A 12,403-nucleotide genomic window follows, 5' to 3' on the forward strand; every position below is an offset into this window, starting at 1 on the left:
TCAGAAATACCGGATTGTGACCAGAGGGATTTTCTATGGCGCAAGAATGCTGTCGGAACAGCTGGACAGGGAATTCAAGGATTCCGATTATGATTCGCTGAAAAAAGTATACAGTATCTGGATATGTATGAACGCACCGAATCATATCGGAAATGCCATGTCTGAATACCGGATTTCCAAAAGGGATCTTATCGGAAGGATTCCCGAACGGAAGGCAAGCTATGACAAGCTGTCGGTAATTGTTATCTGCCTGAATGAAAAGGCGCCTGCCGGAAATTCCGGAAAGCTGCATGGCTTTCTGAATACCCTGCTGTCTCCGGATATGGATGCAACCCAAAAAGAAAGGATTCTGGAAGAAGATTATGGCCTGGCAATGGAACAGGAATTAGAAAAGGAGCTGAAGCAGATGTGTAATTTAAGTGAAGCCATTGAAGAAAAGGCACTGGAAAAAGGATTAAAAAAGGGAATAAAACAGGGATTTTCCAGGGGAAAAGCCCAGGGCATTGCAAAGGGCAAGACACAGGGGATTTCACAGGGGATTCGTCTGACAAAGCGTGTATTACGTCTGGCCGGGGAAGGCCTGTCAGAGTCAGATATTGCCGCGGCCTGTGCAGTCACAATGCGTCAGGTGCATGAAATTCTGGCTGATTAATCTCAGGAATTCATACACGGCACAGAAAGCGGATAATTTTCAATCGTCATTTATATGTAAGAGGCAGGGCCAAAAATACGTTTTTCCGCAGGCCCTGCCTCTTTTATTAAATAACGGTCAGATATCCATATTCCCCGAGAGCCTTCCAATCGTGCTTATTACCAGCTCATCCCCATATTCCCTGTTTTCAAAATAAGCATAATACCCACCGTAAATATTGTAGGTCAGCTTTACATTCTCCTTCGGGTCCTCCCGGTATTCGGGACATACGGAAAAAACAAGCTCCTTCAGTGTTTTTTCCAGCTTCTGCACAAGGATACCGCTGCGGCTGTCTGAAAAAAGAATACATATGAGAGCATTTTTTGCCGCATAGCCAAGGTACAGCTCCTTCGTAAATTCCTCCGGATTCTTCAGCAGGTTTTCCGGATGGTTGAGCGCGCCGATAATGGATTCCACCACCTCTGTTTCCAGCTTATCTGACAGATCATAAATGTCCTGATAGTGGGAGTAAAAGGTAGATTTGTTGATTTCCGCTTTTTCGCATACCTCCTTCACTGTTATCCTTTCCAGAGACTTCCTGGAGCGCAGTTCTATAAAAGCATTTTTTATACTTCTTTTCGTCTTTTCTATTCTGATATCCATTGCCCGTTTTCCCCCGACACTTTTCCCAAACCGTTGGATATCCAATCTTTCCGCAGGTTCGTTGGTAGTACTTCTTTATCAAAATATATATAATCAATTATAGTTGGAAATCCAACTCGTGTCTATTATCTTTGTATTTTTTATTCTCATCCTGCAGGATTTATATGAAATTTTATTAAGACGCGCGCCTTCTGGCGCAGACAGGAGCAGACATGGAATTTTATGATTTTTATACGGGACAGGACTTCGACAGCTATCGATTTCTGGGAGCGCACCCCTCTGATTCGGGGGTAACCTTTTGTACCTTCGCTCCGGCAGCACAGCATGTCAGCATAATCGGGGACTTTAACGGCTGGACGGACACCGGAATGGGAAAGATTTATGACGGTAATTTCTGGGAATGCACGATCCCCAACGCAGCCCCGGGCATGCGTTATAAATACCGGATCTACAAAAAAGACGGTTCTTTTCTGGATCATGCCGATCCCTATGCATTTTATTCCGAAGTAAGGCCGGGTACGGCATCTGTCATATGTGGACTTTCCGACTATCATTTTCACGATGAAAAATGGAACCGAAGCAGGAGCGCCTCCTACAATAAACCGATAAATATTTATGAGCTGCATTTCGGCTCCTGGAAAAAGAAATCCGATGCCCCGGACGGCTGGTATTCCTATCAGGAGCTGGCCGGCCTGCTCATTCCTTATCTGAAAGAAAATGGTTATAACTATCTGGAAATCATGCCTCTTGCGGAGCATCCCTGTGATGAATCCTGGGGCTATCAGGAAACCGGATTTTTCAGCCCTACCTCCCGCTACGGGACACCGGACGGCCTGAAGGCTTTTATCAGCCAATGCCACCAAAACGGGATTGGCGTAATTCTGGATTTCGTACCGGTCCATTTTGCCGTAAATGACTATGCGCTCTGGAAATATGACGGCACCTCCCTTTATGAATATCCCAGCGCCGATGTGGGCGTAAATGAGTGGGGAAGCTGTAATTTCATGCACTCCCGCGGGGAGGTCTGCAGCTTTCTCCAGTCGGCCGCCTGTTACTGGCTCAGGGAATTTCATTTTGACGGTCTGCGTATGGATGCCGTATCCAACCTGATTTACTGGCAGGGCCGTCCGGAGCGCGGGGAAAATAAATCTGCAATCCGGTTTCTGCAAAACCTGAACCAGGGGCTAAAGAAAAGATTTCCTCATGCGCTGTTGATTGCCGAAGATTCCACTGCCTATCCCGGTGTTACCGCACCCGTATCGCAAAACGGCCTTGGTTTTGATTATAAATGGGATTTGGGATGGATGAATGACACGCTCTCCTACTTTCAGGCAGCTCCTTCCCTGAGGACACAGCTTTATCATAAGCTCACCTTTTCCATGCACTATTTTTATAATGAACATTATCTGCTCCCATTCTCCCACGATGAGGTGGTGCATGGAAAGGCTTCCATTGTGCAGAAAATGAACGGTGGTTATGAGGATAAATTTCCGCAGGCCAGAGCTCTTTACCTTTATATGTACGCCCATCCCGGCATCAAATTAAGCTTCATGGGAAATGAACTGGGACAGTTGAGAGAATGGGATGAGAAAAGGGAACAGGACTGGGAACTGGAGGATTATCCGCTGCATAAAGCCTTTCACCGCTTTCTTCGGGAACTGAACCACTGCTACCTCACCTGCCCCGCCTTATGGGAACTGGACAGCTCCAGGGAAGGGTTCCAATGGATCGACTGTCACCAGGAAGAAGCATGTATTTATGTATTTAAGAGAATCAGCGGCAGCCAGACGATTCTCGCCATTTTCAATTTTTCCGATATGACCCGCAGCTACACATTCACCTGTGACAGAATCCGTACCTTCCGGCTGCTGATTGCAAGCGACATGACACAGTTCGGCGGAACCTGTGACTACCCTGAAAAAGAACTGCTCTTCCGTAAAAAAACGGCGGAGTTTACCCTTTCGGCTTTTTCCGGCAGATGGTATTTATTAGACTGATTCTGCCTTTTGGTCGGAACAGACACCGTTTTCACACAATGAACAGCGGCTCCCTGTCCTCCTGCTGCCGGATGAAATTTAGCAATATTTCCAGCCCTTTGCGTAGCTGCTCCTCATTCTCTGCGGAGCAGGTAGCGATTCTGACCGCATTTGTCTTTCCCTGATTGCCCACGGTAAAACGCTCCGCGCCAAAGACGCTTACTCCCCGGCAGGAAAGCTCCGCCTCACACAACCTTCCGGAAAGATTGTCCGGCAGCTCCAGCCACTGGTAATAGGACTCTTTTCGCAGGCTGCTTTCCGGAAAACAGGAAGCATAAATTTCATTGCGGGCAATGGCGGCGTTTCTTTTTTTCTGGATTATTTTCCAGGCCAGGCCGCTTCGGATAATCTCGGCTGCAATTTCCATGTTCAGGGAGGAAATTTTCAGATTCTGGCTGAAAATCCCCTGTTCCATGGGATTCACATATTTATCCGGCAGATATAGATAAGCAATCCGCAGGCCCGGACAGAGCGGTTTGGACAGGCCGCTTACATAGATGCAATGTTCCGGCGCATCCAGGGCTAGCGGCGAATACGGTTTTTCCAGTAATGCCGCATAGTTGTCATCTTCCACCGCAATCAGGTTTCTCTCCTTTATGATCCTTGCAATCTCCTTCTTGCGGGCGTCGGAAAATGCAATATTGGTGGGATTTCCGCCTGCGGGCATCATATAGATTCCCTTGATTTTCTGCAGCACGCAGGCATTTTCCAGCCGTTCCGGGCACATTCCCCAGGCATCATTTTCAATGGGCACCAGCTGCAGGTAAAGAAGATTTGCCAGGCTGATAAAATTGGGATAGGTATAAGTATCAACCGCAATCCTGTCTCCCGCTTCAAACAGGGAAGACAGGATGGTGGCCAGCGCATTCTGCGCACCAGCGGCTATCATGGTGTTATGTTCATCCGCATCCAGCCCGAACCGCTGAAGCCATCTGGCCGCAGTCAGAATCTGCCCTCTGTCACCCAGGGGGTGTGAATATTCAAAAAGCTGCTCTGAAAAAGGTTTTTTCAGGATATCTATTGTAAGATCCCTGATTGCTTCATTGGATTCATAAAACGGATGTATGACGGCCAGTTCGATTCCCGGCGCCGTATTCTTTTCCACTGTGGAGGTGGGGACATTGGCATAGGGAGTTACAAAGGTCCCTTTTCCCGTCACGGCGTGGATAAGCCCCCGCATCTCGCAAAGCTTATAAGCCTTGGTGATTGTGCTCAGATTCAAATCCAGATAATCCGCAAGCTCTCTCTGCGGCGGAAGCTTTGTATTAGCGGACAGCTTGCCGCTCTTAATATCACGCTCCATCAAATCTGCAAGACTGTAATAAAGCGGAAATTTCAAATCCTCTCTGTCCGGTGTCCAGGACATGGGATAATCATCAAAAGAATTCACTGGCATAGCTTTCTCCTTTCGGGGCATGGAGCTTACTTCCGTTTTTCCCCCGTTTTTCCACGCGCTTTATCCCCCCGGGTACCGCACGTTATTTGCTCCGGTTCCTTTTCTTCATGTATCACACACCGATTATTCCGACTCTGTCCCTTCCAGATAATAACAGAGTATGGGCGTTTGCGGCTCAATATTTTCAAATATAAATTCAGCTGCGTCGGGAGGAAGGTTTATGCAGCCGTGAGAGCCGCTTTTTTTATAAATGGTTCCTCCGAAGCCGGATCGCCAGTAGCCGTCATGCATGCCGATATCCCCGTTAAACGGCATCCAGCAGGTGACTGGAGTGTTGTAATTCTTTCCCTTCAGAACCGCATTCCGCTGCTTATAGGTCAGCTCATAGGCGCCGGCCGGTGTGCCCCAGCCCTTTGACTCATTCCCGGATACGAAGTCCGTTTCTATCAAAAGCTCCCCGTCCCTGTAGAAAAAAAGATGCTGGGCCGTCAGATTCATTTCCACGTAGGTATCTCCATAATCCGGCGCGACATGGCTGGCCGCCGTCTGCAGATAAAGCGGCTCCCGTTTCTGGCTTTGACAGGCTGTAATCAGTTCCACCAGCGCGTCTGTTTCCCCTTCCTTATCAATCATCCAGCCATAATGTCCTTTCGTTATGGTTACCGTAGGGCCGTAAGAGGTTTTTAACTCCTTCGTACAATAAGCGGTATTGTATTTCCTGGCCAGCCCGTTCACATATTCCTTCACCGCCTCAGTATCAACTGTCACCCTCCCGCTTTTATCCTGCTGCAGCCATCCGCAGATAGTATTGCCGTCCAGCTTTTCCTCACTGTCCCCAAACTGATAAATGATTGATACCTGCGCGTATGGTCCATATGCCTCCCTTTGAGCCAGCAGCACAGGATCATCCTCCAGTATTTGCGGCTTTTTGTAGATGTCCAGCTCCTCAAGTGATATCCGGGCTTCCAGGCCGCTAACCGCCCTTTGCACCTCCTGCAGAAGCCTGCCCGGCACAGGGTAATTCCCCTGCTCCTCTTTTTTAATCTGAAGCCCTTCATTGTCCGTATAGACAAGACAGGCATCGGCAGGAGGCACTGCCTCCTCCGGATCCATACAGCGCAGCTTACGGACAACCATCTCCAGTTTTGCTTCATCATATCTTACACCAAAACCGGCAGACTCATATTCCTCTCCTTTCACATAACGCGCGCCCCACAGCAGAGGATTCTGTTTATCCATAATTTTCTCAAGGGTTCCGTCATAAACAGGCCGGAGGGTGATATCCATACCCCTGATTATCTCTTTTCTCCCGCCCCGTTCTTCCAGCACTAATTCGTAACTGCCCATTTGGGCCGCAATCTTCTCTTTTGCTTCCTCCGCCGTCAACCCTGATACGGATATTCCGCGGATTATTGTATTCGGCAGATAAGTATGGATGAAGTTCAGGCTGAACAGCAGATAAAAAGCGGCGGCTAAAAACAACGGCTCCGTCAGAAGCGGTATGCAGGAACGCATTTCGGCTTTTTTCCTTCTGCGCCTCCGCCGGCCCGGCTGTATCCATGGCCTGCTGCCTGCGTATTTTCCGCCTCCCGTCCTTCTCTGGCCGCAGGCGCCTGCAGCTTTTACGCCTTTTTTCTTTTTTCCGGCCCTTTCTTTGCTGGTCTTCTTCCACCCATTTCCGTAATGGTTCTTTTTTACTGTCATACCCCGTCTGTTTCTCCGCATGATCTCCATAATATAAAAATCATTCCTTCCGGTTATTTTTATAAACCAGACAACCGGTTTCAATTTACGATTATTATAGCATCAACCCTGCCCTGCAAAAACCGGATAATTGTATGCCACACAATTATTTTTTTTAAATAATATGAGTAACCGGTTTTCCTGAGCCATTCTTCCCGGAGCTCGGCATCCTGCCAATAAAGTTATATAAAGAGACTTCTCGACTAACTCCATTCCACATGCTATACTTAAGATACACTTACGCAGGAAAAAGCTTCTTCCCGCGGCAGAAAGGCGGTGCCATATGAGTTTACTTCTCATGGAGCAGGATGCGGACTTCCTGAAACTAACCAACGAAATCTTTACGCGGCAGCTCGCTGCCAATCATACGCTTAACAATATGCTGACTGATCGTGCCAGGCAGAAAATGTATCAGGACGTGAAGTATAATATAGATTTTCTTTATACCGCCCTCTGCCTGGAGGACGACGGAATTTATGCCCGCTATGCCAGATGGCTTTACCAGCTGCTCACACCGCTGATGACCGGCTGCAGCCGTGAATCGCTGCGTGATATCATGACGGAACATTATGAGCTTATCAGAACCTGCATGTCAAAAACGCTGTCTTATGAGAAGCATGACCGGCTTCACCGGCTGCTTAACGGGGCAATAAAAGCGACGGCAGAGGAATGTGACGCCGGTCCTCCGGCTCCCTCCTCCGCTCCGGTTAAATATGAGAAAGAGGTCACACGTTATCTTGACTGTCTGCTGCAGTCGGATACCGAAGGCGCGCTGGCGCTGGTGACCGGCTGTGTCAAGGAGGGAATCCCCCTGGACGATGTGTGCTCGGATATCGTGGCCGAGGCCATGCGAAGGGTAGGCGAGCTGTGGCATCTTCATCTGATTTCCGTGGATATGGAGCATTACTGTACTTCCGTCACGCAGATGGCTCTCTCCCAGTTTTATCCTCTGATCTTCGGACAGCCGCGAAAGGGGAAAACCGTGCTGATAGCCTGTGTGGGCAGCGAGCTTCATGAAATAGGCGCCCGGATGATTGCCGATTTATTCGAATACAGCGGCTGGGACAGTATCTATCTGGGGGCAGCCGTACCGGTGGAAACCTTGCTTTCCGCCGCTGAGAAATACCAGCCGGATCTCATCGCGCTCTCCGTTACAATGCCGCAGCATCTCCCGCTTTGCCGGAATGCCGTGGAACAGCTGCGGGAAAAATTCCCAAAGCCCAAAATTGCCGTCGGCGGCAATGCTTTTACAGATACAAAAATATGGAAGAGCTGGAACGTTGATATATATACAGAAGACGCAAAAGCTCTCGTACAATGGGCGGATAATACATTATGATCGTTTACATCGCTTTATGCGGCAGCACCGGAACAATAAACAGAGTCATACACAGCACGCCTCTTGGCATTATCAATGAGGGCAGTGATATCAGAGAGCTTTTTACCGGGGAAAATGAACTGGATTCTATTCTCCGGCAGGACTCCGGGATCGGACAGTCCTGCCGGGCCACAATGAAAATGGAAGGAAATCCAATCGTATTTGTTACGGTTATGGCTATGAACCAGCAAAGGCTTGTCCTGGCATATGACATTGATGATCCGTCACAGATATCCAGGCTGGTTGAAATGTCTCTCAACGCCGCGGCTCTGCCGGAGCTTTCCGGCCAGGAACCCTACGGCTCCGGATATTATGAAATTCAGAAGCTGAACAGCCGCCTGATTAATTACCAGCGGACTTTAGCAAAAAACAACGTACGGCTGCAGGGCCTGCTGGAGGAATCCCGGAAGGCCCAGAACACTATTGAAACACTGGAACGGGATTTGCTCACCGGGCTGTACACGGAAAAGGCATTCTATGACAAAGCTGCCGGCGTACTGGCTCAAAATCCGGAGACGGCTTTCGATATTATTGCGGTGGATATTGAGCATTTCAAAATTGTAAATGCGGTGTTCGGAACGGAAAGTGCTGACAGGCTGCTTTCCCATCTGGCGATCTGTCTTCTGACAATCCAAACTGATGCCCTGACACTTATTACAAGAGCCCGGGCAGATACTTTTTTTGCGATCCTGCCGCGCAATACCGACACCTATAAAAAACTGGATGAAAATATCCTTCTTTTTCTGGATGGTTATCCTCTTCCGATGCGCATCCAGATTAAAATCGGAATATACCATGTGGAAGAAAAGGCGCTGTCGGTCGCCCGCATGTGTGACCTGGCCCTGCTGGCTGCAAACAGCATCAAAGGTAACTTCAGCCAACGCTTCGCTTCCTATGACAGATCCATGCGTGAAAAACTGATTTTTGAGCAAAAAATCGTAGATACAATGGTGGAATCCCTGCAAAGAGAGGAATTTCTTGTCTATCTTCAGCCTAAGGTAGCAGTGGATACCTCCCGCATCATCGGGGCGGAAGCCCTGATTCGCTGGAAACACCCCGAATTCGGAATGATTTCTCCTGCAGATTTTATTCCGGTTTTTGAAAAGAACAGTTTCATCTACAGTGTGGATTTATTTGTATGGGAAAAAGTGTGCCGCATGCTCCGGGATTGGAAAAGGAAAGGCATCACAGGCATTCCGGTTTCCGTAAATGTATCCAGGACGGATCTTTACCATGAAGCTCTCCCGGAAACGCTCACTTCCATGATAACGGCTTATGGTCTTTCACCGGAGGAACTGCACCTGGAAATTACGGAATCGGCCTACGTACAGAACAGCCGGCAGCTGCCTGATGCCATCAGGCGGCTGAAGGAAATGGAATTTATTATTGAAATGGATGATTTTGGAAGCGGCTATTCCTCCCTTAATACGCTTTCGGAGCTTCCCATAGATGTCATGAAGCTGGATCGCCTGTTTCTGTACCAGGCCGAAAATGATCCCCGCAGACAAAAGGTCATGCAGTTCGTCATTGATTTGGCAAAGGAGCTTCATTTGCAGGTGATTGCGGAGGGTGTGGAAACCGAAGATCAGGCCGGACTTTTAAGGAAACTGGGCTGCCGCTATGCCCAGGGCTTTCTGTACGGGCGCCCCATGCCGGAGGCGGAATTCCTTGCCTGTCTGGCTGCTGCCCCCAAATAAACATCATAAATATGTAAGCATTGTCTCCCTCTTACCATCGGAGACAACGTATGGCTTTGCGGAGGCGTGACAATAACCGGCCGGGTAAAATCTGCTCCAATTCCATCATTTCTGCCCGGCCAAATGCTCATATCGCATAGTTATAAGCCTTAAATCCCATAGACTGATACAGCCTGCCCGCCGCTGCATTGACAGCCCGGACCGTGATTATTTTTGCCCCTCTGGCAAAAGTGTCGCAAATGGCCTTTTCACATACGGCTTTTGCAAAACCCCTCCTGCGCATTTCAGGTATGGCAGCCACAAGTTCAAGTGAGGCAATGCCATCGTTGTTCATAATAGAGGCAACAGAAACAGGTGTATTTCCATCATACAGCACATAGCACTGCATTAAGCCTTTTTCGCACAAGGGATAGTGATAAACAGGGTGCATATCCGGTTTGCCACCCGCAAGAATATCATTTGCGATTTTGGCCCATACTGCAAATTCCCCGGCTGATTGTACTTGTACGATTTTAGTGCTCCCTGTATGGTAAAGAGGTTTTTCTTCAGGCAGCATGGCCAGATAAACTTCATCCTCATCGGATAAAGCAGTCTGGCCATGTACTTTGGCTTTTCCATAAACCAAACGGTACAATTCATCCTCCGCGAGCAAATCAAGCCAAACAGGCATATTGAGTGATTTTATCTCATCAATGAGTATTTTTTGTCTTTCGGCCGGAAGCTCCCCAATGCGGATGTCATAGATAAATGTTATCCCATATTCACCGGCTTTAGGCTTTACATAGGTATAAAAACCATTATCAACCACTTCCATGTGCTCTGCGCGTCCAAACATACTTACATAAAAGTTTGCCCCGGCATCAATATACTTTATAATTTCTTTTTCGGTCATTTTCCCTCACCCCATGTTTTGTTACATTTTTTAAACCGCTATTTTAAGTTCTGATATCACCAGCAATATAAAATTACATATTCTCAGCCCAGAAGTGAGCATCCGCTGCCCCTTTTTCTTCAAATCCCAGCTTTCTGGCCAACGCCGCGGATTCTGTGCGGAATGGCCAGCATGACCATGCCGGGATCAGTTCCTGAAAAACAAGTTCTTTCACCTGCAAAAGGAAATTCCTGCTGTGGTCTTTTGACGCCAGATAGAAAAAACCTCCCTGGGGCAATATTAAGGCATTTTGCGGCTCCGATACCGAATCGACATAAAGATTTCCCGCGCCCTTTCCTTCAAGCACCGAATAAATCAAAGGGATTCCATGATTGGTTCCCTCAAATAATCCGGCAGCATTACCATAATCACACTTCTCAAGCTTTTCCATTTTCTTATCCCCTTCTCTGCCTTCGTTAGATATATTCATTGTAACACATCATTGTATACACGCAAATGAGGCGTCGGAAATAGATGGAATGAAAGCTGTCGTAAACCGGCGGAATTAATTTCCGGCGAAAATAAAATCTGTTGCCTATCCAACAGGTTATTTCTATCCCGGCTGTTAGAATATACATAAAGGATGATATCCAGCTTATATACAGAAAGGAAGGATATATCATGGAAAAAACATATGATTTAATTATTATCGGCGGCGGTCCTGCAGGATTGGCGGCTGCTATATATGCCGGGCGTTCCCAGCGGGATACGCTTGTGGTGGAAAAAGGCGGCTACGGCGGGCGCGTTAAGGATACCGGGGAAATCCGCAATTATCCGGGCACCATTTCAGACAGCGGCCAGGGGCTGATGGAAAAATTCCATCTGCATGCACAGAGCTATCCCACCGTGGAATTCTGCCGCTCCACAGTGACAGGCATCCGAAAGGAAAAGGGGCTTTTTACCGTGGATACCAAACGGCGCGGCAGCTTTACGGCCCGCAGCGTGATACTGGCGCTGGGAACCAAGCCGCGGGAGCTGGGAATTCCCGGAGAAAAAGAATTCGTCGGGCACGGCGTAGCCTACTGCGCAACCTGCGATGCGGAATTTTTCAAAGGAAAAAATATCTATGTCCTGGGCGCCGGAGACCAGGCGGTGGAGGAAGCCGATTACCTCACAGGCTTCGCCTCCAAAGTCACAATTATCGTACTTCATGAAAAAGGCCATCTGGATTGCAATGAGGTTTCAGCCCAGCGGGCTTACAAAAATCCGAAGATTGAATTCGTCTGGAGCACCACAGTGCAGGAAATCAAAGGCTCGGACCACGTGGAAGCGCTGGTCCTGAAAAATGTAGAAACCGGAGAAGTCTTCGAGGTTCCGGCCGACGGGCTGTTCTTCTTTGTAGGCATGGTGCCGCAGACAGATTTGGTAAAAGAGCTTGCAGAGTGCGACAAAGCCGGTTATCTCAAAGTCAATGAAAAAATGGAAACGTCTCTTCCCGGACTGTATGCCGCCGGAGACTGCACCCAGACCTTTCTGCGCCAGGTGGTGACCTCGGCGGCAGACGGCGCGGTGGCTGCCACCGCATCAGAACGGTATGTGAAGGAACGCGGCCAGCTGGATGAAATCCTCTCCGCCGGCTCACCCAAAACCGCATTTATCTTCTATAACCCTTACCGGAACGAGGATATCAGCTATGTAGGTGAACTGGAAAAGAAGCTTGGCGGCGAATGGAAGCTTTACCGGCAGGATATTTCCAGACAGGATCTTTTATACCGGGAGCTTCAGGTAAAGGCCACTGTTTTCGTGGCGTTTTACCAGGACGGAAAGCTGCTGGAGGTAAAGGAAGCTGAACAATGCTAATAAAGACGGCCGGACAATGCCATGAAAACGTCCGGGCCTTTGGTCTACGCTCCGCTTCGGTCGGTGCAAAACATGTGTCACTGGCATATAGCGCCCCCCGCGGCAGTCGCCAAATATCCATGCAAGCA

The 12,403-nt window shown here is 48.5% G+C and carries 9 protein-coding genes and 1 pseudogene; 5 read left to right on the forward strand and 5 right to left on the reverse strand.

All coding sequences use genetic code 11. The features are described from left to right. A pseudogene (locus HMPREF1548_RS15045) lies at positions 1 to 652 on the forward strand (hypothetical protein); the annotation flags it as partial. Positions 653 to 769: 117 nt separating this feature from the next. On the opposite strand, the gene HMPREF1548_RS15050 reads toward HMPREF1548_RS15045, so the two are convergent. Next, complete coding sequence (locus HMPREF1548_RS15050) at positions 770 to 1,294, reverse strand: TetR/AcrR family transcriptional regulator (protein WP_021637127.1); 525 nt, start codon at positions 1,292 to 1,294, stop codon at positions 770 to 772. Positions 1,295 to 1,506: 212 nt separating this feature from the next. On the opposite strand from HMPREF1548_RS15050, the gene glgB reads away from it, so the two are divergent. Then, positions 1,507 to 3,291 carry a 1,4-alpha-glucan branching protein GlgB gene (gene glgB / locus HMPREF1548_RS15055; RefSeq protein ID WP_035322284.1) on the forward strand — a complete coding sequence of 595 codons (1,785 nt, stop codon included), beginning with the start codon at positions 1,507 to 1,509 and terminating at the stop codon, positions 3,289 to 3,291. Between the two features lie 31 nt (positions 3,292 to 3,322). Here the strand turns inward: glgB and HMPREF1548_RS15060 are convergent, their stop codons facing one another. Next, positions 3,323 to 4,726, reverse strand: coding sequence for an aminotransferase-like domain-containing protein (locus tag HMPREF1548_RS15060; protein WP_035322286.1), 1,404 nt, complete (start codon positions 4,724 to 4,726; stop codon positions 3,323 to 3,325). Between the two features lie 123 nt (positions 4,727 to 4,849). Beyond that, positions 4,850 to 6,430: a L,D-transpeptidase family protein gene (locus tag HMPREF1548_RS15065; protein WP_083492995.1), complete on the reverse strand. Its 1,581-nt coding sequence runs from the start codon at positions 6,428 to 6,430 to the stop codon at positions 4,850 to 4,852. 322 nt (positions 6,431 to 6,752) lie between these two features. Between HMPREF1548_RS15065 and HMPREF1548_RS15070 the strand changes: the two genes are divergently transcribed. Beyond that, positions 6,753 to 7,808 (forward strand): cobalamin B12-binding domain-containing protein, encoded by a 1,056-nt coding sequence (locus HMPREF1548_RS15070; protein ID WP_021637133.1) that lies wholly within the window; start codon positions 6,753 to 6,755, stop codon positions 7,806 to 7,808. After that, positions 7,805 to 9,544, forward strand: coding sequence for a putative bifunctional diguanylate cyclase/phosphodiesterase (locus HMPREF1548_RS15075; RefSeq protein WP_021637134.1), 1,740 nt, complete (start codon positions 7,805 to 7,807; stop codon positions 9,542 to 9,544). Before HMPREF1548_RS15070 ends, HMPREF1548_RS15075 begins: the two co-directional genes overlap by 4 nt. Positions 9,545 to 9,671: 127 nt before the next feature. Here HMPREF1548_RS15075 and HMPREF1548_RS15080 read toward each other — a convergent pair whose 3' ends face one another. Continuing rightward, entirely contained in the window at positions 9,672 to 10,436 is a 765-nt protein-coding gene (locus tag HMPREF1548_RS15080; protein WP_021637136.1) for a GNAT family N-acetyltransferase, read from the reverse strand. A gap of 73 nt (positions 10,437 to 10,509) precedes the next feature. Continuing rightward, positions 10,510 to 10,866, reverse strand: a complete 357-nt coding sequence (locus HMPREF1548_RS15085; protein WP_035322288.1) for a GNAT family protein — start codon at positions 10,864 to 10,866, stop codon at positions 10,510 to 10,512. Positions 10,867 to 11,096: 230 nt separating this feature from the next. On the opposite strand from HMPREF1548_RS15085, the gene HMPREF1548_RS15090 reads away from it, so the two are divergent. Next, positions 11,097 to 12,275 carry an NAD(P)/FAD-dependent oxidoreductase gene (locus HMPREF1548_RS15090; protein WP_035322332.1) on the forward strand — a complete coding sequence of 393 codons (1,179 nt, stop codon included), beginning with the start codon at positions 11,097 to 11,099 and terminating at the stop codon, positions 12,273 to 12,275. The last annotated feature ends 128 nt before the right edge of the window (positions 12,276 to 12,403 follow it).

The sequence above is a fragment of the Clostridium sp. KLE 1755 genome (assembly GCF_000466465.2).
Taxonomy (GTDB): Bacteria; Bacillota; Clostridia; order Lachnospirales; family Lachnospiraceae; genus Eisenbergiella; species Eisenbergiella porci.